Origin of the sequence: Viridibacillus sp. FSL H8-0110 (assembly GCF_038003565.1) — a bacterium.
GTDB classification, from domain to species: Bacteria; Bacillota; Bacilli; order Bacillales_A; family Planococcaceae; genus Viridibacillus; species Viridibacillus arenosi.
In genome coordinates this window covers 127,196-151,225 of the sequence record NZ_JBBOPJ010000001.1, presented here as the reverse complement: position 1 = coordinate 151,225, position 24,030 = coordinate 127,196, and the positions used below count along the sequence as shown (strand labels likewise).

Genomic DNA, 24,030 nt, shown 5'->3' with positions numbered 1-24,030 from the left:
ACTTCTCCCTACTAAAAATTAATTACTCCATACATTACGATAGCTCCACCATTCCCTCTTTATTCCATATGAAGAGACATCGAACTTAAGTTTTTTATCTATAATTGTTATGTGTTGGTTGAAACAGATCCTCATTACTATTTCTAACAACAGAAAAATTGTCTACATTATAATGACCATGAAGTATTTCATTATGGTGGTTTATTATCTTTTCAGCAGATAAGGTTGAAGAATCTGTTGTTGAATGACCATCTTCTACTAAAGTAACATCGAAATGATTTATTGTTGCAGTTCTAACAGCAGTATCGATGCAATGTTCTGTTTTACATCCCATAATTACAATATGCTCTATTTCATAATCTTTTAAAAATGCCAGTAATGGCGTACCATAAAACGAGTTTGTAGCCTTCTTATCAAATACCTTTGAATTGGAGGGGACTTTAATTTCCTTATGGATTTGAAATCCTTTACCTTCACCTTGAGCCACATCTTTATCTCTTATAAAGACAACCAATGCATTCGAATCTATCGCCTTATCTATAACTGAATTAATACTATCCAATAGGTTTACTTTATTCAAAACACATTGCTCTTTTTCGTTACCATCAATTAATTCTTGTTGAGCATCAATTACTAATAATGCTTGTTTCAATAGCAAAACCTCTTCTCATTCTAATTTAAATATCTTCTTCATCAAACAATTTTCCCACTGTTATGATTCATAATTACCTCTTCTCTTTTGTAAGGTTAGAAGCACTATGAATTAAATTATGTTTCATTTTCTATTTCGGTATCGTATCAACATAATCCTCTTTTACATTACTATTGACCTTCACTTAGTGCTTATGTTAAATGCGTTTTTATACTAACAGCACACACAAAAACTGTGAGAAATCCGCATTATTATCTTAATCCGGGATAAGCGTTGCTGTATGTTGCCCCGCATTAAATTTCACAAGCCTCAAATAGAGTCATTTAAACGAGGCTAATACCTCTTAAAATATATATATTTCCTTATATCTATATAGGTATGAACTCATACTTCTAACTTGATATCATTTTAAATTGACGCTTAACTCGGTCAACTTGATTTTTAGTTCCAGCATCATTGCGTTAAACTTCATCTTAAATTATTTGTATGTTAAAATTCTTTAGAAAGGTTTAACTACTGGGCTCTTTGAGAAAATAAACATATAAATATTTATTTTATTTTTTAGTTAATCTTCACCTTTCTTTCAAATAAAAACAGTTTTATTATTTGAATTTTATAATAGGAGGTTTGAACTATGCATTTATTGCCGCGTGAAATTGATAAACTTATGATTGTAGTGGCAGCTGACCTTGCAAGGCGCCGAAAGGATAGAGGTCTAAAATTGAATCATCCTGAATCTGTTGCCCTTATTACGTATGAAGTACTGGAAGGCGCAAGGGATGGAAAGACTGTTGCAGAACTAATGGAATACGGTGCTACCATTTTAACTCAAGATGATGTTATGGATGGAATTCCTGAATTGATCGAAGATATTCAGGTTGAAGCAACTTTCCCAGACGGTACGAAATTGGTAACTGTCCACAGTCCAATAAGATAAAAGGAGGGTTGCTATATGAGACCAGGAGAATATATTTTAAAAGAAGAAGAGATCATCTGTAATGAAGGCAGCGAGGTAGTTACTGTTAATGTCATCAATACAGGAGACCGCCCTATTCAAGTCGGGTCACATTTCCACTTTTACGAAGTAAATGACGCACTTCAATTTAATAGAAATGAAGCATACGGCAAGCGATTGAATGTCCCTGCTGGAGCGGCAGTTCGTTTCGAACCCGGAGATGAGAAAGAAATACCACTTATTGATTTTGCAGGAGAACGCCGTGTATATGGATTTAATAATAAAGTAGACGGCAAATTAGAAAGCGAGGATGCATCATGAGTTTTAAAATGTCCCGAAAACAATATGCTGAAATGTACGGACCAACTACTGGTGACTCAGTCCGTCTTGCTGATACAGATTTGTTTATTCAAATCGAAAAAGATTACACTTCATACGGAGAAGAAGTTGTCTTCGGCGGAGGAAAGGTCATTCGAGATGGCATGGGTCAACACCCTCTTGCAACCCGCGCAGAAGGTGTTGCGGATACAGTTATTACAAACGTTATCATTTTAGATTACACAGGCATTTGCAAAGCTGATTTAGCTATCCGTGATGGCAAAATTTTCGGTATAGGTAAGAGTGGTAATCCTCTTGTCATGGATAATGTAGATATTATCATTGGCGCATCAACAGAAATAATTGCCGGCGAAGGGTTAATTGTTACAGCTGGAGCCATTGATACACACGTTCACTTTATTAATCCAGAACAAGTTCAAACTGCGTTGACATCTGGAACAACAACATTAATCGGCGGCGGTACAGGTCCTGCAGCGGGATCTAAAGCTACTACAGTTACTCCAGGTGAATGGAATATTCATCGTATGCTAGAAGCAGCAGAAGGACTTCCTATAAACGTTGGATTTACAGGTAAAGGCCATGCAGCTTCAATTGACCCTTTAACTGAGCAAGTTAGAGCTGGTGTCATTGGCTTAAAAGTGCATGAAGACTGGGGTGCTACTGGTTCATCGCTTGACTACGCATTAAGAGTAGCAGATGAATATGACATTCAAGTTGCCCTTCATGCAGATACTTTAAATGAAAGTGGTTTTATGGAAAATACTATGGCTGCTGTAAAAGACAGAGTTCTTCACATGTATCACACTGAAGGCGCTGGCGGTGGTCATGCACCAGATTTAATCAAATCGGCAGGTTATCATAACATTCTGCCATCATCAACGAACCCCACCCTCCCTTATACTATAAATACTATCGACGAACATCTTGATATGGTCATGGTTTGCCATCATTTAAATCCTTCCGTTCCGGAAGACATTGCTTTTGCAGATTCAAGAATTAGAAGAGAAACAATTGCAGCTGAAGATATCCTACACGACATGGGTGTATTTAGTATGGTTAGTTCCGATGCTCAGGCGATGGGGCGTGTCGGCGAAGTCGTTCTACGCACATGGCAAGTAGCTGACAAAATGAAAAAACAAAGAGGACTTCTATCAGGCGATAGCAAACACGCTGACAACAACCGGGCAAAGCGCTATATCGCTAAGTATACGATTAACCCGGCCATTACACATGGGATATCAGAACATGTAGGGTCTATTGAAGTTGGCAAAATGGCCGATTTAGTACTATGGTCTCCGAAGTTTTTTGGTGTGAAACCAGAAATGGTTCTTAAAAATGGACTTGCTGTTACTGGATTAATGGGCGATGCGAATGCCTCTATCCCAACTCCACAGCCTTATATTTACCGCCCTATGTATGCTCAACACGGAAAAGCTTTAGCAAAAAGTTCAGCAACTTTCATTTCTCAAGCAGCATTTGATGACGGCGTTCATGAAAAACTTGGTCTAAATAAAATCATTCTCCCAGTTGGCGGAATTCGTACGTTAACTAAAAAAGATATGAAATTAAATTCTGAAACACCAAATATTACAGTGGATCCACAAACATATGAAGTAAAAGTAAACGGAGAGTTGCTGACTTGTGATCCGGTTGATACGGTACCTATGGCGCAACGCTATTTCTTATTCTGAGGTGAAAAATAATGATAATTGAAGAAATCGTAACAAACTTAGAACAGATGAATCCAAATGACATAAAAAAACGCCATATGGAGAAAGTCTATTTGGAAAGCGCGCATTTAATGAAGCGTATCCAACGTGTTAAAACCGATCACGGTAACGAACTTGGCATTCGCTTAAAAGCCCCTCGTGACCTTGTTGCTGGTGATGTATTGTATATGGACGAAAACAATATGATCGTAATAGATGTTTTATCTGATGATCTACTTGTCATCAGTCCTCGAGACATTAAAGAGATGGGGACAATCGCTCATCAACTTGGCAATCGTCACTTACCAGCTCAGTTTGAAGAAAATGATATGTTAGTTCAATACGATTATTTAGTTGAGGAGTTACTTCAAGAACTAGGTATTCCTTTTAAACGCGAAGAACGAAAAGTAAAACAGGCCTTCCGTCATATAGGTCATAGTCATGACTAGTAAGATTCTTTCTTTATTCCAGTTATGTGATTCTAATTTCCCTACTGGTGCCTTCAGTCATTCTTTTGGATTGGAAAGCTATATACAGGAAGATAAAGTACATGACCAGGAATCATTTTTCGAGTGGCTTAAAGTATATTTACATGAGCAACTCATCTACTCTGATGGACTTGCTTGTCGCTTCGCTTTTGAAGCACTTTTAGAAGATGACCTCCAGAAGGTCTGGGAACTCGATCGTCTCTTAACTGTTCAAAACCTACCTAGAGAAACACGGGAAGGTACTCAAATGATTGGAAAGAGAATGCTACAACTGACAGATTCACTTTATGAAATGCCCACCCTCTCTAAATACAAAGAGGAAATTAAAAAGAAGAATTCATTTGGTCACCCTACTATTGTCTTTTCAATGGTAGCTCACGGACTCGAAGTAACAAAGTCAGAAGCTATTCAGTACTATTTATATTCTGCAATTTCTAGTCAAGTTCAAAATGCGGTACGAGCTATACCACTCGGACAAACAGCAGGACAAACTATATCTCATAAATTTATACCTGAAATAACTGGTGCCGTTGATCGTATTATGCAATTAACAGAAGATGATTTCGGCATAGTTTCTCCAGGAATAGAACTATCTCAAATGAATCACGAACGTGTCAACATTCGTATATTCATGTCTTAAAGGTTTAAAAACGAATAAAAAAAGGAAGTGTTTTAATGGAACCAATCAAAATTGGCGTTGGTGGCCCTGTTGGTGCAGGTAAAACAATGCTTGTAGAAAAATTAACACGCCATCTTGAAAATGAAATAAAAATGGCAGTAGTTACAAATGATATTTATACAAAAGAAGATGCAAAATTTTTAATACAAAATGGTGTTCTTCCTGAAGATCGTATTATCGGTGTAGAAACAGGCGGCTGTCCTCATACTGCTATTCGTGAAGATGCTTCTATGAACTTCGCTGCCATTGATGAATTAGTAGAACGTCATCCAGACGTTGAACTTATTTTTGTTGAAAGCGGCGGTGACAATCTAGCTGCTACTTTTAGTCCTGAACTCGTTGACTTTTCTATCTACATTATTGACGTTGCACAAGGTGAGAAAATTCCTCGTAAAGGTGGACAAGGAATGATTAAATCCGATTTGTTCATCATTAATAAAACAGACCTAGCTCCGCATGTAGGTGCTAGCCTTGAAGTAATGGCGAAAGATACAAAGGTTTTCCGCGGAGACAAGCCTTTTGTTTTCACTAACTTAAAAAACGATGAAGGTTTACCTGAAGTGATTGACTGGATTAAGAAACACGCTTTCTTAAATGGTTTAGATTAAAATGACAGACTGGACTGGTGTTTTATCTCTAGACCTAGAAGAACGAAGAGGAAAAACCGTCGCTAAGAATGTGTATTTCCAAGGTGCACTGAAAGTTATGCGACCGATTTACCACGATAATTCAGGACAGGTCTGCTATTATCTTTTAAATCCCGGCGGTGGTTATTTAGATGGTGATCGATACAAGATGGAGATATCGGCCAACGAAGGTGCTAAGGTAACACTAACAACGCAATCCGCTACGAAAGTGTATAAAACACCGAAAAGCTTTGCTTATCAGGAAACAACTATTTCTTTAAAGCGAGGAAGTTACTTAGAATACCTGCCTGATCCATTGATTGCTTATGAAAATGCTCGTTATAAGCAAAAGAATGTAATTCATATGGAAAGTGGTGCAACTTTTCTATATACAGATATTCTTACCCCTGGATGGTCTCCTAGTGGCACAAGATTTAGCTATGATACCGTTCAATTAGTCACTGAGATTCATTTAGATGGAAAACTTGGCATGTTTGACCATATTAAGTTAACTCCACATAACCAAAACTTGTCAGGTCTAGGTTTTATGGAAGGCTACACTCACTTAGGCTCTATGGCTGCGGTCAGCGAAAATACAGATAATGCTCTCCTTGATGAACTTTATGAAACAATTCAAATTGAGGAAGCCGATTTTAAAGTTGGGATTTCTAGACTAGCTGTGCCTGGCTTCAGCATTAGAATCTTAGCAAATTCAACACAACTGATTGAACGAATCTTTAATAGCTGCCATAAGATTATTAGTGAAAAGTGGACTAATCATACTCCTAATTCTTTACGGAAGTACTAACATAATCGGCGTCATTTATTTCTTTTAAAAATAAGATAAAATAATTTCATATTCATAAATAGATATCTATAAGGGCTTCACAACTTACAATGCCACATTGTGCAGATAAAATCGGATTCTCCTAAACTGTACACTTTTAAACAACAGTCTCAATTAAAGCCTATATAATAAAACGAATAGATTACTTCGATATCGTACTTGTTCAATAAGTACCGAATATCCATAATAATCTAGAGAAAAAATAAAAATAGAAACTTACGTGAGAGGGGATTACGCATGCCTGAAGATAATAATGCAAAACCTGAACTTGAAGATTTTGAAGTTGAAACCGTATTTGAAAATCGTATTCACGAACGACACGCATTTACATTTAAAGTTCAAGGGGATGAATTTAAGGGACATTTTCATGAAGGTGAGATCCATTGGCTCCACCCTCACCCAAAGCAAATGATTGGTGAAAAGAAGGTAGAAATCATTGAAAAAACCATACACTCATTAATGAGACAATATGGTATTTCAAAAGAGATAAAAGACCTTGAAATTAAACCTGCATTTGAGGACCGCGTACATGAGCGGCAGCAATTTTCATTGCAAGTGCAGGGGGAAAAATTCAAAGGCTTTGTACATGAAGGAGAAATTCAATGGTTTCACCCTCAACCTAAGCAAAAGCTCGAAGATAACCTTGTTCAGGCAATTGAATCAGAAATCCATGAAAAAGTGGCAGAACAAGAAAATGATTAACGATAAATGCTGGTAACACAAAAATTTCCAGAAAAAAGGAGGTCTCCATTAAAGGGAGACCTCCTTTTCTACTATTACTTATTAAAATCAATCACACGATGACAAAGTCTTTGCATTAGCTTATATTCATGTGTAACAACTACTATCCCCATCTCTCTCTTTTTAGCAATTTCAATAACAGCATGCCAAATCTGTGCTTGTGTGTTTGCATCTAACATTGTTGTCATTTCATCTGCAATGAGAAAACGAGTATTCGGTCCCAATGCTCTAGCAACGCAAAACCTTTGTAACTCTCCTCCAGATAATTCATGCGGCCAGCGTGTTAGCCATTCTTGCTCAATCCCTAGTAAATCTAACAACTCTTTATCAGGTTGATATCCTTCGTTAAGAATTTTATGCATTTTCCATCGTGGATTGATCGCTTTTTCTGGATGTTGAAGGACCATTTGAACAGGATGGTATCCGTTCTTTGGTAATGGAGCTCCATTAAAATACACAGCGCCTTCAATAGGTGATTCAAAACCTGCTAATATTCGGCAAAGGGTAGTTTTACCTCGTCCACTTGGGCCTGTGATACCTACAATCTCTCCGGGTTCTAACGTTAAATTAACTCCTTGGAATAGCCATGGTCCATCACTATATCTAAATCCAATGTCCTTTGCTTCAAGTTGCATGAATACACCTCACCATTCCATCACGAAGTTCCCTCATTTCAGGTGGTGCTTGTTGGCATTCAGCTGTTGCCATTTCACAGCGCGGCGCAAACAAACAGCCCGGTGGCAATGAACTCGGATGCGGTTGCGAACCTGGAATTGGGATAAATTCATTTTGAGGTAACGCTCTCCATAACGCCTTAGTATAGGGATGACGTATCGCCTCTCCCTTACCTACAAAGTCCTCTACAGGTGCTATCTCTACCGTAGTCCCTGCATAAAACACGGCAATTTTATCTGCAATTTGAAGAGCTGATTCAATATCGTGTGTGATCAACATGACAGCACAACCGTTATCGACAAATTCCCTAAAATTATCTAATGCTTCTTTTACAACAATAGGATCTAGTCCTGGAGTTGGTTCATCCGCAATAATCACCTTTGCGTCACTTACCATGGCTGTCGATAATAGCGTTCTCCTTGCCATACCCCCTGAAAGTTGAAACGGATACATGCCTTCAACTTCTTTTCCAAGGCGATATCGTTCAAAGACTTTCCGTTGGGCAGATACTGCATCCCCATTTTTAACAGCGGTGCGAACTTGACTTCCAACACGCATAAGAGGATCTAAAAAATTTACAGATTGAGGAACAAGAGCGATTTCCTTACCTCTAAAAGCAGTTTGGCGAGTAGGTGTTAATTCCTCACCTTCATATTTAATGATGCCACTAACATTCGCGTTGCTCGGAAGGATTCCAAGAATGGCATGTGCAAGTAAACTTTTCCCCGATCCACTCGCACCTACAACTGCTAAAATTTCGCCTGCTTCAAGAGTTACATTTAAACTTGAAATCACCTTATGATTTATCTCTTTAAATCCATCTGTATATTGTTTAAAAGATACTGATAAATTTTCTACTTCAAGAATAGACATTTGTTAACTCCTCTTAATATTACACGTAGTATTTATGATTAATCATGCGTCCGAGTAGGGTCCATGAGCACTCTAAGGTTTTCTCCAATTTGATCAAATGTTCTCACGACAATCAACAGACAAAGCCCTGGGAAGAAAGCGAGCCACCACATACCTGAAGATAAGTATTTCATCGATTCTGATAAAATAATTCCAATTGCTGGCTCATGCGGTGATAATCCTAAGCCTAAAAACGTAACTGCAGCCTCGTGTAAAATGACATGAGGGAAAAGTAACATAAATCCAATTAGGAGCTGCGGTGCAATATGCGGAAGGATATGATGCAACGCAATCCACCACCTGGTTTTCCCCATCTTCTGAGAAACCTGAACAAATTCTGCGGAACGAACTTGCATAACTTCTGCCCGAATGACTCGTGCAAGACTTGGCCAATGAGTTAAGGTTAGTCCAATGACAATCCCTTTGAATCCTCCTCCTAATGTAAATGCAATAAGGATTAGGGTTACAAGATGTGGGACACTTAGAAATAGATCAATGATCCATGAAATAAGACGATCTGCCATTTTGCCCATTGTTGCTGCCGCCATACCAAGGAATAGAGCAATCAAAGTACTTCCAATTGCTCCAATCAAGCCAACTCCTATACTTAAAGAAAGTCCCATTACCGTTCGCGTAAACATATCTCTTCCTAACCAATCCGTACCAAAAAGATGAGTTAGCGAGGGCGCTGAATTGCGTTCATTCAAATTCGTTATAATTCTCTCCTCATCAAGTAAAACACCACCTAATATAACAATGGCTAAAAATACAATTGAAATTAGGATTTTAAATAACGTTCGTTGTTTTCGATTGAGTGGGTATCTCATTTTCGCATTTTTCAGGCTTGGAATCATAATTTCCTCACCTCTTTCATCCTCGGATCTAATACGTGATAGCTCAAATCAGCCAGCAAATTCCCTACAAAAACAAATATTGTACTAAATATAACTAACCCTAATAAAAGAGGAACGTCCCCTCTAAGCCCCGCTTCTACGGTAGCTTGTCCTAAGCCAGGATAAGAAAACACTTGCTCTGCCAACACTGCTCCACCAAATAATTCACTAAAAGCCGCAAATTGTAAGGTAATTGCAGGCAAAGCAACATTGCGTAATCCATGTCTCCAAAATAAGACAAAACCTTGCTCGCCCCTCGCTCTTGCGAATAATACATAGTCACTAGCAAGAACATCTATTAGCTTTTGGCGAGTATGAAGCGCTACATTAGCAACACCTAATATACTAAGTGTCAGTACTGGTAGAATTAGATGTTGGATTCGATCGATCATAGTAACATTTTCTGAAAGTACCCCGGCTGGCACCCCCATTCCAACTGGAAACCAACCTAGCCATACTGCAAAAACGATAAGAATGAGAAGTCCCATCCAGAAAGTAGGAGTCGACGCTAGCGTGAAACAGTACCACTTAATCATTCTGTCAATCCAAGTCCCTTTTTTCATAGCCGCTACAACACCCATGACAAAGCCAATAACACCTGATAACAACCAAGCTGCTAGCATAAGAACGAGAGAATTTAAAAATCGTTCACCAATAATTTCACTTACAGGCCTTCTAAAAATCATCGAAGTCCCTAAATCACCTTTTAATACAGCAGAGCCCCAACTTAAAAATTGCACCATAACTGGTTGATCTAACCCCCAGTACTCAGCTATCTTCTCTCGTTGCTCAGGACCTACTTTCAACATATCAGCACCAATGTAGGCTTGAATTGGATCAATCGGAGAGTTTTTCACTAATAAAAAGGAAATAAAACAAATGGCTACCAATAATGTAGCCATTCGTACACCTTTCATCAATATAAATAACCCAAGCTTTCCGCCTTTGGATTTAGGCATGGTTATTTCGTCCATTTCCAATCGACGATGTTATCTGTAGCAGGCCAACCATGACCGTGAACATGGATTCTTTGATCTCCGATATCAAGTCCATCTTTCACCAAATACAAGTGATTGATATTTACTAACCACGCCCAAGGAGCATCACCTTTTGCACTTAAACCAGTTGTGCCATCCCATTGTGCTTTTTTCCAATACTCTATTGCTTCTTTTTCATCTTTCGAGCTAAGGGCTTTTTCAAAATATTCATCTACCGTTTTATTTTGATAATAACCTGTATTGTAATACTCTATTCCAGCAGACTCACTACTATAAATATTGTACATTTCGTGTGGGTCATGGCTACCCCATCCCATTAGAACAGGATTCGAATACATTTTCTTAGCAATCATGTCCCAGCTTCCGCCTTCTAATTTGATATTAATTCCTAATGGTTTCATCATATCCGCCACAGAAATGGCAAGTGATTGTCTAATTGCATCATTCGCTAAGTAATATAGTGTGAACTCAGCTTTTAAAGAACCCTTCTCAAGAATTCCATCTCCATCTGTATCTTTCCATCCCGCATCACTCAACAACTTCTTGGCACTATCCATATCAGCATCTTTTATCACTGTTTCAGAATTCCACCAAGGAAGACCATCTACTGATGTATACGCTGGCGTACCATGTCCCTCTAACACTCCGTCTACAAGCGCTTGTCGATTTACTCCAATATTAATTGCATGACGAATAGCTGGATCTGCTGTTACATCATTTCCAATCGGTAAACCATCTTCATTTACTTCACCTGATTTTACAAACGGGAAGACAATGCCTCGATTATCTACTGTTTGTATTGTTTCTAGCCTCATGCCTTTCACTATTTGCTTACTAAATGCAGCGGGTATATATGCTAGATCTACAGTCCCTGCTTGTGCAGCAGCAAATGCAGCATCTTCATTTAAAAATAAAAACGTTATCTGTTTCAAATCCGACTTTTTATCATAGTATTCCGGATTAGCTTTTACAATAAGTTGCTGCCCCTTATCCCATTGTACGAGCTGAAAAGGACCTGAACCTATTGGATTTTCAGCATAGTCTTTGCCATATGCATGTTTCGGCACAATTCCAGTTGCAACCAAAGAGTTTGCAAACGTTGATTGCGGTTCTTTTAATGTGAATTCCACTGTATAATCATCTACTGCTTCTACTTTGACCATACCATTAAGATCAACAACCGATCCATTGTTAATAGCTGTTTCAAATGTAAAAACAACATCAGCGGAAGTTAGTGGCTCACCATCTGAGAACTTCACATCTTCACGCATTTTCACCGTCCAAACCTTACCATCTTCACTAACTTTATAACTTGTCGCCAGATCATTCACGACGTTAAGTTTGTCATCTCTTTTTAAAAGCGTACTTTGGAATAGAGGTGAGCCATAGCGCCCCCATCCAGTTGTTGGATCAAAGCCAGCTTCTGGCTCAGAATCAAACGCCAACACGAGCTCGTCCTTTTTATTCCCATTAACTTCTTTGCTTTCTTCATTTGACGGATTGGATTTAAATAAATTACAACCAACTAATGTAAAAGAAGACATAAAAATAACTAAAACTAACACACTAAATAATTTCTTTTTCATTGAACTCACCCCATAATAAAAAATTCCTCTCCAAAAAAACCTTACCTATTTATAGAATAAGGAATAAATTGACAGGTTAAAAAAGCTTTCCATAGTTAAAATCCAACCTATAGCCAACACAAAAAACTATATTCAATTAATTAAGCTATAAATAACAAAGATGTCCATAATGTCTTTCTGACAGGTGTTGTTACAGGAGGTATTACACATTTGTGCCTATATAGAAGGTAGGCAATTTCTTAGCTAGAAGATGGTAGAAGTGATTGTACGGTGCATAAACCATATAAGTAATAATAGATAAGTAGATTAGTCTACGGATATAGTCCCAATTCTTATCTATCCTATTTTATAGTTAAATCATTAATAATGGCAACTTTTAAATTTCCTGAATGGTTCAATTTACATCTTCAGCTGCAAATTATGTAGCGTAATTGATTGTACAACAAAAGCCCACCTATAAAGGTGGGCTTGATCATCAAGCAATTTTATTATTATGATTGCATTTCTTTTGTTGGTCCCATTACACCTGGCACTGTTAATCCGGCTTGGCGTAATAGCACTGTCATTTGACCAAGATGATGTGTTTGATGGTCAACTACTGCACGTAATAGTTTACCACGTGCAATCGGCCCTCCGAAACCATTTACTTCTTCAAGTAATGCTTCATCTGTTAGTTTTGCTGCTTCTACTTTATAAGCCTCTATTACTTGCTCATATGCATCAACTATTTCAGCTACGTCTGTAGGCGCTTCTTGATCACGGCCAGGTCCTGGTATTTGTAGTCCTGCAAAATGACCAAATGCTGCTCCAGCACCAACTAAATGCCAAGCCAACCATCCAAGTGTACTATGCCCTTCCACAATACTTTGATCTAACTTGTCATTCGTCAATTCTTTAAATACACGTAATGCGCTCGATGAAGATGCAGACCAATCTTCGAGAAAATCTTCTACTTTACGATACATATTCTTCACTCCTATGCTAAATAATGTTCTACAAGTTTATCATATCGAAATGAACATGAGATATGCAATTTTAAGGAGTTAGGGGGTGCTTTTTTGTTTATATTCATATCACTACACTAAATAATTTTTATTGAATCACGAATACTAACTTTCTATTTTTATTCTTATTCATTAAATAATCAAAAATAAGTCTAACTATTCTACCTCACTAATTTCGGGACAATCCCTTTTTTGTGTTTTAACATAAATTTTCAATTTTAAAAGAAATAAAAGGTCGCAATAAGAATCTAGAATGCCATAATTTGAGTAGGGAATTTTAAATCAATTTACAAAAAAAGTATTTATTATCTAAAACAGAATAATTTATCATCTAGATTTCATAAATACAGTTATCAATATATTCGTTTTTTTATAGACTTAGCATTCTGAATGCCCTATAATAATCGATATAATCAATAAAATACGAACATTAAGGTGATTTTTATGACTGAATATACGCAAATTTTCAAGGGGACGGCTTTTTCTAGTACGTCACCAAAAGAAGTACAAATTCTAAAAGATTATCTATTCTTCATTAACGCTGACGGCATGATTGAAAAAGTCGTTGCACCAGAACATATCGATTATCAATCTTTATTAGATACATATCAAGATAAAGAAAACTTTCATCAATTGACTGATGGTCAGTATTTCTTACCTGGATTTATCGATCTACACGTTCATGCTCCGCAATGGGCTCAATCTGGAACTGCATTAGACATTCCCCTATATGACTGGTTGAACACATATACTTTCCCAATCGAATCTAAGTTTTCTGATTTAGATTTTGCAAAAGAGGTCTATGAAGACTTAGTCAACACCCTACTTGCTAATGGCACAACTACATCACTATATTTTGCAACTGTTCATAAAGAAGCGAGCTTATTGCTAGCTGAAATTTGTGCTGAAAAGGGACAACGCGGTCTAGTTGGTAAAGTTGTCATGGATGACCCTGAACAAAACCCAGATTTTTATCGTGATGCAGATACACAAACAGCATTAGCAGATACAGAAGAGTTTATCTTAGCTGTTAAAGCGTTAGCAAAATCAACAAAACAAGGTGTGTACCCAGTTGTGACACCGCGCTTTATACCAAGCTGTACGGATGGTGCTTTAAAAGGTTTAGGGGAATTAGCTGCTAAGTACAATACGCATGTTCAATCTCACTGCAGTGAAAGTGACTGGGAACATGGTTATGTACAAGATCGATTCAAAAAGAATGATGCCTTCGCCTTACATGATTTCGGTCTATTAGGCGATAAATCCGTGATGGCCCATAGTAATTTCTTAAATGATGAAGATGCAGAGTTATTTGCTGAAACAGGTACTGCCGTAGGTCATTGTCCAATCTCCAATGCCTATTTCGCTAACAGCGTCATTCCAATCGCTCACCTACATTCAAAAGGTGTGGATATTGGTTTAGGTTCTGATGTTTCTGGCGGCTTTTCACCAAGTCTATTCGATAATGCTAGACAAGCAGTCATGTCATCGAGAATGTTAGAAGATGGTGTTGATGCGTCTCTTCCAGCTGAAAAACGTGGTGTACCAAATTCTCGTATTACGATAAATGAAGCATTCTATTTAGCAACTGCTGGTGGTGGAGAAAGTTTAAGCTTACCTATTGGTCGTTTAGAAGAAAACTATACTTGGGATGCACAAATAATCGATACAAAAATAGCATCTGCAAAACTACCGATTTTTGATGTCAATGAAGATTTAAACGATATCTTCCAAAAGATTATGTATCTTGTTCGACCGGAAAACATTAGTGAAGTCTGGGTTCAAGGAAACAAAGTTCATGAAAGAACAAAGTAATCTGAAACATAATTAACGTTAAAATAGAAATATTATTTGTGGAATGAAGGCATTAGACAAACTTAAAATTTTGAGGTGTGCATCTTAGTGGAAACGCAAAATAATAAGCTAGCTAAAGATAAAATCAATACCCCGCATTTAACCGTTTTACCCGATGAAAAAGTATCATTCGGTCAATCAGCCCTTCTAGGTTTACAACATGTAATGGCTATGGACGTCTATGTAGTACCCTTCCTGATTGCAATGTTAATCGGTTTACAATCGGGGCAGGCAACTGCTTTGATTCAATCGACTTTTATAGCGGCAGGGATCGCAACGATTGTCCAAACTTATTTCTGTATGAAACTACCTATTGCCCAAGGTCCATCTTATGTTCCACTTGGTGCAATTGTTGGTATTTATGTCGCTAGTGGCGGTGGTGAACTAGGTTGGAGCTCAGTTTTAGGAGCAAGTTTAATCGGTGCTATTTTAGTAATCATTTTAGGCTTTACTGGGGTTTTCAATAAGATTGTGAAAACTTTCATTCCACCAGTTGTCGGAGGTACAATTATCTTCGTCGTTGGTCTTTCGTTAATGCCTGTTGGTTTAAGTGATAATATCTATAAAGGGGCAGGCGCTACGATCAACCAAAACATCTATTTGGCTCTTATATCCGCTATAGTACTAATTATTTGTGTTATGCTAGGTTCTTTCTTCCGTAAGAAAGGTCGCGTTTTCCGTATCACTTCTGTAATTATTGCATTAATCGCAGGTAGTGTTGCTGCTAAATTTATGGGTGTATTAGATTTATCGGCAGTTTCTCAAGCAAAATGGTTTAGCATGCCCCAAATTCCTTTTGCAGACTTCAGTTTCACTTTTAACATTTCTGCGATTATTACAATGGTTATTATTTATATTGTTTTAATGGCTGAAACAACAGGTACTTGGTTTGCTGTAAGTAATGTAATCGATAAACCATTAACAGATAAACAAATTAATCGTGGGGTTATTGGGGAAGGAATTGGCTGTTTTATCGCTTCATTATTAGGCTCAACTCCCGTGACAGGATACTCAACGAATGCAGGTGTTATTTCTATCACAGGTATTGCAAGCCGTCGTGTCTTTGTGGCTGCCGGTGCTTGGTTTGTATTGTTCGGATTTTCAGGTAAATTAGCTGCTTTAATCTCTGCGATTCCATCAGCCGTAATAGGTGGTGTATTCGTTATTGTTTGTGGCATCATTGCGATTAGCGGTTTACAAGTGATGAAGAATGAGAGAATTGATGAAAAAGAAATGTACGTTATCGCTGTACCAATGATTTTGACATTAGCGTTAACACTACTTCCTGACGATTTCTTATATTCTTTACCAACTACAGTGCAATATTTATTTGGCTCACCTGTTGCAACAGCGGCAATAGTAGCGATAGTGTTAAATAAGTTATTACCTAGTATTAAATAAAGTAACTAGATTGAAGGTTGATAGATTTCAGAAATACTCTCCCTTCTCTAATGCGATAAAAAGATATAATAAAACCTCTGCTAACATTTAATTGAGCAGAGGTTTTTATTTTATGTTTGTACTGGAGCAAGTCAATCGATAAAGAACATATACGAAAACACTATATTTGCCCTTGAGCAATCGTTTTTTTATCGAATTCCTATCACTACATTTTTTAAAAAATTCATGCTGTTCTATTGCTTCATAGAATACGTCAATATGATTCCAAGTTTTCACGCACATATAATGAGGTCTTATTCGATTTACTACTTCTTTCCCAATTTCTTTTTTACATTTACAAATCTATAAAAATAGATATAATGAAATACATGGAACCTTTATTGATTTATAAAGCTTTATCTAATGAAACTCGTAGTCAAATTATGTTGTGGTTAAAAAGTCCAGAGGAATTCTTTGATGAAAAACCTTATTTAGAACAAAACCTCAATTTCCAAATTGGTGTATGCGTAGGAGATATTCAAGCTAAAGCAGGACTTGCACAATCTGTTATTTCCAGTTATTTATTGACTATGCAAAAAGCTGGCTTGTTGGAATCTGAGCGAATTGGAAAGTGGACGTACTATCGTCGGAACGAAAAAACTATACAAGAATTTTCCGAGTACATCAAAAAGAAACTATAAAAGGAAGGGGGTCTTTTTTTACTTTAACATATCTACAAATACAGATATGTATATACGAATGGAGGATTACATTTAAAATGAAAAAAATTAACCCGTTGCTTATCATTATTCTAGCTTTAGGCGTATTCGGCATTATTACCACAGAAATGGGTATTATAGGTGTACTTCCACAGATTACTGAAAAATTTAATATCTCGACTTCACAAGCCGGATTGCTTGTAAGTATATTTTCTTTAGTCGTTGCCATTTCAGGTCCATTCCTGACATTACTTGCTTCTGGTATTAACCGTAAAGTCATTCTATTAACTTCCGTTTTTATTTTTGCAATTTCAAATATTGTTTATGCCTACACAACTATGTTCGATGTGATGTTAGTTTTCCGCATTATCCCTGCTATTTTTCACCCTGTATTTTTTTCAGTTGCCCTCGTGACAGCAGCTAAACTTGTCTCTCCGGAAAAAAGTAGCAAAGCAGTTACAAAAGTTTTCTCTGGAATAACGGTCGGATTTGCATTTGGTGTTCCTTTGACTTCTTATCTCGCAGAAAAGATTTCACTAGAAGCGGGTTTTCTATTTGGAGCCGTTGTTAGTATAATTGCTTTCATAGGAATACTATCTTGGCTTCCCTCCATGCCTGTTAAGGACAAATTGTCTTATGGTAAACAGCTTGGGATATTACGCAAGCCCCAATTGTGGCTAAATATCGTAACAGTTATTTTTATCTTTGCAGCTATGTTTTCTGTGTACAGCTATTTTGCTGAATATCTAAGCCAAGTGACTCATATGAACGGGTCATGGATTAGCATCATGCTGATGGCCTTTGGTACAATTATGATTTTCGGGAATTTTTTATTTGGAGGTTTTTTACACAAAAGTATTACAAAGACCGTTATCATGTTCCCTCTACTATTTGTAGTAATATACTTATTTACTTATTATCTCGGTTCTTATTCCATTCCGATGGTTGTGATCGTATTCATTTGGGGGGCTGTGCATTCTGGGGGGCTTATTGTCAGTCAAGCATGGTTAACGACAGAGGCAAGAGAAGCTCCGGAATTCGGAAATAGCTTGTTTGTCTCATTTTCCAATCTTGGTATTGCCATTGGAACTACTATCAGTGGTTGGTTTATCTCTCACTTTGGAATACATAATTTAATCTGGGTTGGTATTGCATTTTCACTACTTGCTTTCATACTAATCATGGTAAAAATACAAATTTACAAACCGAATACATCGGAAGTAAACATTCGTTAAACTAACAGGAATCGTTAGTTCAATAAAGGTGCTCAGCAAAAGCATATTTTATTCTTAATGAACAGAAAGCTCGTAACATACTTGTCAGATTTGGAATGGAAACATCCTTATTTAGCGCAATTTTCTAATGTTATTATCAATACTCGTGTCGAATGATGTGAAATTTATGCTTGAGTAATAACGAATGGTGTGATAATCTGAAAAACAGATAAATTTTCTTAGAAATTAATTGAAATTATATGTATAACCTCAATAATACGGCTTGAGGGTCTCTACCAGGAACCGTAAACTCCTGATTACAGAAAATGTCTTTTCATTTTTTGTAGTCAGGAGTTTTTTTGTTTTCCAATATTAGGTGATGACCAATTTGTGAAGAGTAATTCGTAGATGAATATAATGACAATTTATCATTGATGAGTAAAGTTGGAAAGTAATTCATTTACTTTTACCGTCAATAGCTAAGTATTCTATTTTATCAATTTAGTAGGAAAAGGAGAATTTTATAATGAATTTTAAAGTTTTTATACTCGCAGCTTCTACTGTCGCAGTAGGACTCGTTGAATTAATTGTAGGTGGAATATTACCAATTATCGCTGATGATTTAAATGTGACTCTTGGTACCGCAGGACAGCTTATTAGCGTATTTGCACTTGTATTCGCTATTTCTGGGCCTATACTTCTTACACTAACCGCAAGAATTGAAAGGAAACGTTTGTATCTTATTGCACTATTTATATTTTTCATTGGGAATTTGATGACATATTTTAGTCCTAACTTTTCTTTAATAATGGTTTCAAGGGTTATAACTGCAATGAGTACTGCACTAATTATTGTACTATCGCTAACTATTACAGCAAAAATTGTTTCGCCTGCTCATAGATCTAAAGCTATAGGCGTTATTTATATGGGGATTAGTTCTTCACTTGTTTTAGGAGTACCTCTTGGTATTTTGATTAGCAATGCTTTTGGATGGCGAGTAATATTTCTTGGGATTGGTTTCTTATCAATCGGATCTATGATTCTCATTCACACATTTTTAGAACCGATACCTACAGAAGGAGATGTTAAGCCGCTATCTGTACAACTAAAGGCACTTGGAAGTTTTAAAATTGCTAGTGCACATCTTGCAACAATGTTTACTTTAGCAGGGCATTACACAATTTATGCTTATTTCACTCCTTTCTTAGAATCCACTTTAAATCTTAACCAATATTGGATCAGCATATGTTATTTACTGTTTGGTATTTCAGCAGTATTTGGCGGGGCATTTGGGGGAGCACTTGGAGATTGGCTAGGGGCACCTAAAAGTATTTTACTGGTTATTGGCTCCTTCGCCTTAGTATTATTTTTGCTCCCTTACTCGACTATTTCGCTTTTCCTATTCCTAGTGGTCATGATGATATGGGGCGCACTAAGTTGGAGTCTTGCTCCACCTCAACAAAATTATCTTATTCAAACGGATCCTAATACTTCTGATATACAGCAAAGCTTTAACAATTCTGCCTTGCAAATAGGGATTTCTTTAGGATCTGCAATCGGAGGTATTGTACTGGAACAAACAGGTACCGTCACAAGTACAGCACCCGTTGGAGGAGCAATTGTTATTATAGCTTTACTATGTGCAATATTTTCACTTACGAGACCTGCTTTAACAGTGAATGAAGCTAAGTGAATAAAAGAAAATATATAATCAAACATTAAAAGAAGGTTGTCGATGAGCACAAACACTCGTCAGCAACCTTTTTAGAGAACCGTTCTTTTCTTCATTCACTTTTAAATACAGATGTTCTTTTTTTATTAAATATAAAAATACTCCCTTAGATATTTCTATCCAAAGGAGTAAAATGGTTAAACTATTTATAAACGTCTAAATTTCATCTAACCTCATTCTTCTTGATAAAACATTGAATACAAATCATTTAATGTTACTTTCCCAAAACTAAACTCTGTTATTTGATTCTCTTTAAGAAATGCTAAAATATTTCCTAATTCACCTGAATCATATCCGCGGACATCTAGTAAAGTAGTGCCGTTTGACAATGATTGCACTTTTGTTTCTGGAAACTCTTTTGAAATCTCTTCTTTTAACTTATCGGTCATTTCTGATATTCGAACTATTGTGATTTCTCTTTCTTCAAACCCTGGAGATATGCTATTAACAAGTATTAACTCTCCATTTTTTATAAAGAAAATACGATCCGCATATTTCTCTAAATTCTCTAATAAATGGGAAGCTACAATAATCGTTTTCCCTTCGGACTTCTTTTTAACTAGTATTTGCGAAATAAGCTCAACATGAGTAGGATCCAACCCATTCATCACTTCGTCCATTAACATGACTTGGGTATCTGATACAATTTGCATCGCAAAACACAGCCTTTGGCGCATTCCCAAAGAATACGTCCCTGTACTCTTATGTATATATGATGCCATTCCTAGTTCTTGTATCGTATTGTCGATCAATTTTGGATTACTATTCCACATTGAGGAATAAATTTTTAGATGCTCTTTTCCAGAAATCTGATTATATAAGTCACTTTGATCAGGCATCATGGATACTAATTGATGCATTTTCACTTCATTCTTTTTATTTGTATATTCTAACTCATCATTTAAAATGACTTTTCCAGTATTTGGATTTATGTAATTCATGATGACATTCATAAGCGTTGACTTCCCCGTTCCATTGGGAGCTACCAAACCAATAATTTCGCCTGAATTGAACATTACAGAGATGTCTTTTAAAATGTCTCTCCCCGAAAACTGAACAGCAATATTTTTTAATTCAATCATAACTTTCCTCCATCTCTGTTAAACTAAAGTAGCTTAAATTTTCTTTGATTACTTATCAAGAAAGTGAAGACCAGAAAAATAAACGTACACAATCCCATTACCAAGATTCCACTTCCAAAAGTGAGTGTTTCAGAGCCATAGAGAAAGTTCCGATACCCTGAAATTATTTGTCCTACTTGAACATAGCTCGTTGGATACCATTGAACATTCCAAACAGCACCAAGCCCTCTTTCAAAGTAAATAAATTCAGCAATAACAAACATGAAACCTACCACTAAATTTGCAAACTCGTTTTTCAACAACACACTTACAAATAGTAACAATGAAATGATGAACAAAAACCAAAAAACAATGAATAGCATGTTTTGAACTAGATATTCCCCCATCAATATATTTGAAAATGCATCCTTACCAGAAGAATAAATTGGAACAGGTAAATCAAAATCACCAAACCCATTTCGACCACCAATTATCAATAGACCTACAGAAAGTGGGATAATCGATATGAGACTTCCTAATAAGGAAACTAATCCTTTAACAATTAACTTTCTCCAATCTGAAAGTGGCAAACCTTGTAACAATGTAGGATTCCGTCGATCCTTCAACACGATATCCACAGTGAGGAGTATACAGCTAACAATAAGAATTAGCGGCAGATAAGAGTTTAGCAGGCGTTGCAATGTTTGTAACGCTGTCCTTTCTTCGAAAACATTTACAGATAAATTAGATTTCCCTTCTGTATATGCTTTGTAACGACTTGCAGAATATAAATACGCATAGTGTCCGTCCATCGTTGCATAAATATTTCCAAACGTATAGTAACCCGGATTGTAGTATAGGACACCCATTGCATTGGGAAAAGTCAACTTATCAGCGTACGTATACCACTTAGATGTAGCCTCAGCATACTCTTTCAGGTTGTGCTGTTTGATAGCTTCTAATCTTTCTCCTTCATATTCATTCCATTCTTGAAATATTGAAACCGCAAAACTCGATAAATAGTGCGTCCCTTCATCAATCACAACATTATTTAGAAATGCTTCCCTCGTTAGATACCGTGCCTCAATTTCACTTACATCTACTCTTTCAATTGGGTTATATGTTGGAGCTATTTTTAGTGCAAAATCACACGAGAAGAAAAGTAGAATGACATAAATTGCAATATTTTTTCTATTGCTAATAAATTGTAAAAATTCAAACTTAAAATACGCCCACATGATCTCATCCCCTATACCCTTTTTAGTTTTCCAGTAGTCAAGAATAGCTTTACAGCAATTACCATTATGGCAATACTCATCCAGATATAAAGAAGTCCATATGTGCTATTTAAGATAACTGGGTTTTCAAGATCGAGCGTCTGCCCATTCAATATATTAGAAAAGTTCAAATAGTTAAATGGATTATATGGAACAAGATTCATCATGTTTGGAAATAACATAGGGAAAATAAACAATAACAATTCTAAAAATAGCGTCAAATACATATTCTTCAATAAAACATTTAAAATTACTGATAATAGAATTGCAAAAATGGCAATACTAATCATATAAAGTATAGATAAACCTATGTATTTGTATATTGGATAAGCTTCAAAAATACCATTAAAGATGGCAATAGGATAAGAAGGATTTCCTAATCCCTTAAAATAAACCAATGGCAGGCTACAAACAAATAACTCTAGAAGAAATACACCTACTATGAGCATCGATGAAGTACATTTAGCTACAACGTATTTATCAAAAGCTATAGGATAACCCTTAATCAGAGATGTATGTTGGAATTCTTCTATCATGATTCCACATGAATAAATACACATGAATATAAACCAAACCGAACCTAACACACCAAATAGGTAAGCGAGAAATTGAAAGAAAGATAATGAATCAATAGTTAGTAAAATCCCTGTTTCCTTCATATATTGATAAAATACACTATCCAATTGATTTTCTACTTTCGAAGGTAGATAAATCGCGACATCATCAAACCCCTCCATATCAAATGACTGAGCTCTTAAATTTGCAAGGTCTATTGCTGTATCCAAAAACAATTCTGGTAGATTCATTGTTAGTGCCATACGTTGCTTAGCTACAAATTGTTGCTGAAGTACTAAGTTCTTATACAAGTCACTACCATTCCCACTATCAGTAGCATCTACATTTTGAAATCTATTCAAAGCTGAAGAAAGCGATTGATATTCACCCGATTTTTCTATGACTGAGTTTCCTAAATCCTCAGTTTTCACAAATAAAACTAAGCCAAAAACAAATAATGCAACGATAATACAAGCAAAAATATTTTTTTTATTTGATTTCTCTAGGATTAAAAAAGTCCTTAACATCTTCCACATAAGCATCCCCCAAATAAATTATTGTAAAAAACAATTTATTTTAATCTCTGTATTAAATACGAACATAATAATTAGTACTAAAATTTTTATATTTAGTAGTATCGAAATATTATATTTTCAAAAGTCAATCAACATACCAAAACTGTAGGTATGAAATATACCAACAGTTTTTACTGTGTGTGGACTAGACATGGTAAGTTGAGAATTAACCACGCAGTATTATCGGTATGTAATGATTATTATTTTGAATATTCGATAGCATCACCAATTTTTAAAACCACTCAAATATATTATTAGAACTAAACACCCATCCTCTAGGCGCATTTAGGACGGTGAAGTTGAAAAGATTTTCTAAACTCCGCTATTCTTTGCTGTGTCTATTCTATTCTATTCTTTTCGCTAAATTCCTCCTAAATTTTTGAAATTAAGAATTTTAAATAACTGTTTTTTAAGCATTGTGTTTACTTTTTTCATCATTTCTATATCCCCTTGTGTTTCTAATACAAACTTACGCATTCCTTATGGAACTAACCTGCACCGTTTGTTTAAGTATATTTATCCATAAGCTATTATCTGGTTTAGTTAAATAAAAAAACCT

General features: G+C 36.2%; 23 protein-coding genes and 1 riboswitch. Of the genes, 13 read left to right on the top strand and 10 right to left on the bottom strand.

What is annotated here, in order from left to right; translation table 11 throughout:
• Positions 1-94: 94 nt before the first annotated feature.
• A complete protein-coding gene (locus MHH98_RS00785; RefSeq protein WP_038186509.1) occupies positions 95-652 on the bottom strand; it encodes a cysteine hydrolase family protein in 558 nt (185 codons plus the stop codon).
• 634 nt (positions 653-1,286) lie between these two features.
• Between MHH98_RS00785 and MHH98_RS00780 the strand changes: the two genes are divergently transcribed.
• The 8 genes from MHH98_RS00780 (at position 1,287) to MHH98_RS00745 (ending at position 6,997) form a co-directional block, all read left to right on the top strand.
• Positions 1,287-1,589 carry an urease subunit gamma gene (locus tag MHH98_RS00780; RefSeq protein WP_038186511.1) on the top strand — a complete coding sequence of 101 codons (303 nt, stop codon included), beginning with the start codon at positions 1,287-1,289 and terminating at the stop codon, positions 1,587-1,589.
• Between the two features lie 15 nt (positions 1,590-1,604).
• A complete protein-coding gene (locus tag MHH98_RS00775) occupies positions 1,605-1,928 on the top strand; it encodes an urease subunit beta (RefSeq protein ID WP_038186520.1) in 324 nt (107 codons plus the stop codon).
• Positions 1,925-3,637, top strand: coding sequence for an urease subunit alpha (gene ureC, locus MHH98_RS00770; protein WP_076034716.1), 1,713 nt, complete (start codon positions 1,925-1,927; stop codon positions 3,635-3,637). The genes MHH98_RS00775 and ureC overlap by 4 nt, the downstream gene beginning before the upstream one ends.
• Before the next feature lie 11 nt (positions 3,638-3,648).
• The gene (ureE, locus tag MHH98_RS00765; RefSeq protein WP_038186523.1) at positions 3,649-4,104 is read left to right on the top strand and encodes an urease accessory protein UreE; all 456 of its coding nucleotides are present in this window, start codon (positions 3,649-3,651) and stop codon (positions 4,102-4,104) included.
• The gene (locus MHH98_RS00760; RefSeq protein WP_340712171.1) at positions 4,097-4,783 is read left to right on the top strand and encodes an urease accessory protein UreF; all 687 of its coding nucleotides are present in this window, start codon (positions 4,097-4,099) and stop codon (positions 4,781-4,783) included. Before ureE ends, MHH98_RS00760 begins: the two co-directional genes overlap by 8 nt.
• A 35-nt stretch (positions 4,784-4,818) precedes the next feature.
• Positions 4,819-5,430: an urease accessory protein UreG gene (gene ureG / locus MHH98_RS00755; RefSeq protein ID WP_038186528.1), complete on the top strand. Its 612-nt coding sequence runs from the start codon at positions 4,819-4,821 to the stop codon at positions 5,428-5,430.
• A gap of 1 nt (position 5,431) precedes the next feature.
• Positions 5,432-6,256 carry an urease accessory protein UreD gene (locus MHH98_RS00750; RefSeq protein WP_076034714.1) on the top strand — a complete coding sequence of 275 codons (825 nt, stop codon included), beginning with the start codon at positions 5,432-5,434 and terminating at the stop codon, positions 6,254-6,256.
• 276 nt (positions 6,257-6,532) lie between these two features.
• Entirely contained in the window at positions 6,533-6,997 is a 465-nt protein-coding gene (locus MHH98_RS00745) for a hypothetical protein (RefSeq protein WP_038186532.1), read from the top strand.
• A gap of 74 nt (positions 6,998-7,071) precedes the next feature.
• On the opposite strand, the gene MHH98_RS00740 is transcribed toward MHH98_RS00745, so the two are convergent.
• The 6 genes from MHH98_RS00740 to MHH98_RS00715 all read right to left on the bottom strand — a co-directional run bounded on the left by MHH98_RS00740 (position 7,072) and on the right by MHH98_RS00715 (position 13,065).
• Entirely contained in the window at positions 7,072-7,671 is a 600-nt protein-coding gene (locus MHH98_RS00740) for an ABC transporter ATP-binding protein (RefSeq protein WP_038186533.1), read from the bottom strand.
• Positions 7,661-8,584: an ABC transporter ATP-binding protein gene (locus MHH98_RS00735; protein WP_038186535.1), complete on the bottom strand. Its 924-nt coding sequence runs from the start codon at positions 8,582-8,584 to the stop codon at positions 7,661-7,663. Before MHH98_RS00735 ends, MHH98_RS00740 begins: the two co-directional genes overlap by 11 nt.
• A 38-nt stretch (positions 8,585-8,622) precedes the next feature.
• Entirely contained in the window at positions 8,623-9,477 is an 855-nt protein-coding gene (locus MHH98_RS00730; protein ID WP_076034713.1) for an ABC transporter permease, read from the bottom strand.
• A complete protein-coding gene (locus MHH98_RS00725; protein WP_051448749.1) occupies positions 9,474-10,475 on the bottom strand; it encodes an ABC transporter permease in 1,002 nt (333 codons plus the stop codon). Before MHH98_RS00725 ends, MHH98_RS00730 begins: the two co-directional genes overlap by 4 nt.
• Positions 10,476-10,477: 2 nt before the next feature.
• Positions 10,478-12,100, bottom strand: coding sequence for an ABC transporter substrate-binding protein (locus MHH98_RS00720; RefSeq protein ID WP_076034711.1), 1,623 nt, complete (start codon positions 12,098-12,100; stop codon positions 10,478-10,480).
• Positions 12,101-12,591: 491 nt separating this feature from the next.
• Positions 12,592-13,065, bottom strand: a complete 474-nt coding sequence (locus tag MHH98_RS00715) for a DinB family protein (RefSeq protein WP_038186541.1) — start codon at positions 13,063-13,065, stop codon at positions 12,592-12,594.
• Positions 13,066-13,548: 483 nt separating this feature from the next.
• Here MHH98_RS00715 and guaD point away from each other — a divergent pair, with 483 nt between their 5' ends.
• From guaD to MHH98_RS00690, 5 genes are all read left to right on the top strand, one after another.
• Entirely contained in the window at positions 13,549-14,919 is a 1,371-nt protein-coding gene (gene guaD, locus MHH98_RS00710; protein WP_038186542.1) for a guanine deaminase, read from the top strand.
• 87 nt (positions 14,920-15,006) lie between these two features.
• Positions 15,007-16,359, top strand: coding sequence for a uracil-xanthine permease family protein (locus MHH98_RS00705; RefSeq protein WP_038186544.1), 1,353 nt, complete (start codon positions 15,007-15,009; stop codon positions 16,357-16,359).
• 368 nt (positions 16,360-16,727) lie between these two features.
• Complete coding sequence (locus tag MHH98_RS00700; RefSeq protein ID WP_038186545.1) at positions 16,728-17,039, top strand: ArsR/SmtB family transcription factor; 312 nt, start codon at positions 16,728-16,730, stop codon at positions 17,037-17,039.
• A gap of 77 nt (positions 17,040-17,116) precedes the next feature.
• Entirely contained in the window at positions 17,117-18,292 is a 1,176-nt protein-coding gene (locus MHH98_RS00695; RefSeq protein WP_038186546.1) for an MFS transporter, read from the top strand.
• Between the two features lie 219 nt (positions 18,293-18,511).
• A riboswitch (purine riboswitch) is annotated at positions 18,512-18,611 on the top strand.
• Between the two features lie 186 nt (positions 18,612-18,797).
• Complete coding sequence (locus tag MHH98_RS00690; RefSeq protein ID WP_038186547.1) at positions 18,798-19,964, top strand: MFS transporter; 1,167 nt, start codon at positions 18,798-18,800, stop codon at positions 19,962-19,964.
• A gap of 212 nt (positions 19,965-20,176) precedes the next feature.
• Here the strand turns inward: MHH98_RS00690 and MHH98_RS00685 are convergent, their stop codons facing one another.
• From MHH98_RS00685 to MHH98_RS00675, 3 genes are read right to left on the bottom strand one after another with little or no spacing between them, the layout of a single operon-like run.
• Positions 20,177-21,085 carry an ATP-binding cassette domain-containing protein gene (locus MHH98_RS00685; RefSeq protein WP_038186549.1) on the bottom strand — a complete coding sequence of 303 codons (909 nt, stop codon included), beginning with the start codon at positions 21,083-21,085 and terminating at the stop codon, positions 20,177-20,179.
• A gap of 23 nt (positions 21,086-21,108) precedes the next feature.
• Positions 21,109-22,302: an ABC transporter permease subunit gene (locus MHH98_RS00680; protein WP_038186551.1), complete on the bottom strand. Its 1,194-nt coding sequence runs from the start codon at positions 22,300-22,302 to the stop codon at positions 21,109-21,111.
• Positions 22,303-22,313: 11 nt separating this feature from the next.
• Positions 22,314-23,432, bottom strand: coding sequence for a hypothetical protein (locus MHH98_RS00675; RefSeq protein WP_076065560.1), 1,119 nt, complete (start codon positions 23,430-23,432; stop codon positions 22,314-22,316).
• Positions 23,433-24,030 lie beyond the last annotated feature (598 nt).

What these genes read in the sequence shown, in the direction of transcription:
- MHH98_RS00780 (WP_038186511.1), top strand. Translation starts at nt 1,287, where the DNA reads ATGCATTTATTGCCGCGTGAAATTGATAAACTTATGATTGTAGTGGCA.
- MHH98_RS00775 (WP_038186520.1), top strand. Translation starts at nt 1,605, where the DNA reads ATGAGACCAGGAGAATATATTTTAAAAGAAGAAGAGATCATCTGTAAT.
- ureC (WP_076034716.1), top strand. Translation starts at nt 1,925, where the DNA reads ATGAGTTTTAAAATGTCCCGAAAACAATATGCTGAAATGTACGGACCA.
- ureE (WP_038186523.1), top strand. Translation starts at nt 3,649, where the DNA reads ATGATAATTGAAGAAATCGTAACAAACTTAGAACAGATGAATCCAAAT.
- MHH98_RS00760 (WP_340712171.1), top strand. Translation starts at nt 4,097, where the DNA reads ATGACTAGTAAGATTCTTTCTTTATTCCAGTTATGTGATTCTAATTTC.
- ureG (WP_038186528.1), top strand. Translation starts at nt 4,819, where the DNA reads ATGGAACCAATCAAAATTGGCGTTGGTGGCCCTGTTGGTGCAGGTAAA.
- MHH98_RS00750 (WP_076034714.1), top strand. Translation starts at nt 5,432, where the DNA reads ATGACAGACTGGACTGGTGTTTTATCTCTAGACCTAGAAGAACGAAGA.
- MHH98_RS00745 (WP_038186532.1), top strand. Translation starts at nt 6,533, where the DNA reads ATGCCTGAAGATAATAATGCAAAACCTGAACTTGAAGATTTTGAAGTT.
- MHH98_RS00740 (WP_038186533.1), bottom strand. Translation starts at nt 7,671, where the DNA reads ATGCAACTTGAAGCAAAGGACATTGGATTTAGATATAGTGATGGACCA.
- MHH98_RS00735 (WP_038186535.1), bottom strand. Translation starts at nt 8,584, where the DNA reads ATGTCTATTCTTGAAGTAGAAAATTTATCAGTATCTTTTAAACAATAT.
- MHH98_RS00730 (WP_076034713.1), bottom strand. Translation starts at nt 9,477, where the DNA reads ATGATTCCAAGCCTGAAAAATGCGAAAATGAGATACCCACTCAATCGA.
- MHH98_RS00725 (WP_051448749.1), bottom strand. Translation starts at nt 10,475, where the DNA reads ATGCCTAAATCCAAAGGCGGAAAGCTTGGGTTATTTATATTGATGAAA.
- MHH98_RS00720 (WP_076034711.1), bottom strand. Translation starts at nt 12,100, where the DNA reads ATGAAAAAGAAATTATTTAGTGTGTTAGTTTTAGTTATTTTTATGTCT.
- MHH98_RS00715 (WP_038186541.1), bottom strand. Translation starts at nt 13,065, where the DNA reads ATGTATCGTAAAGTAGAAGATTTTCTCGAAGATTGGTCTGCATCTTCA.
- guaD (WP_038186542.1), top strand. Translation starts at nt 13,549, where the DNA reads ATGACTGAATATACGCAAATTTTCAAGGGGACGGCTTTTTCTAGTACG.
- MHH98_RS00700 (WP_038186545.1), top strand. Translation starts at nt 16,728, where the DNA reads ATGGAACCTTTATTGATTTATAAAGCTTTATCTAATGAAACTCGTAGT.
- MHH98_RS00695 (WP_038186546.1), top strand. Translation starts at nt 17,117, where the DNA reads ATGAAAAAAATTAACCCGTTGCTTATCATTATTCTAGCTTTAGGCGTA.
- MHH98_RS00690 (WP_038186547.1), top strand. Translation starts at nt 18,798, where the DNA reads ATGAATTTTAAAGTTTTTATACTCGCAGCTTCTACTGTCGCAGTAGGA.
- MHH98_RS00685 (WP_038186549.1), bottom strand. Translation starts at nt 21,085, where the DNA reads ATGATTGAATTAAAAAATATTGCTGTTCAGTTTTCGGGGAGAGACATT.
- MHH98_RS00680 (WP_038186551.1), bottom strand. Translation starts at nt 22,302, where the DNA reads ATGTGGGCGTATTTTAAGTTTGAATTTTTACAATTTATTAGCAATAGA.
- MHH98_RS00675 (WP_076065560.1), bottom strand. Translation starts at nt 23,432, where the DNA reads ATGTGGAAGATGTTAAGGACTTTTTTAATCCTAGAGAAATCAAATAAA.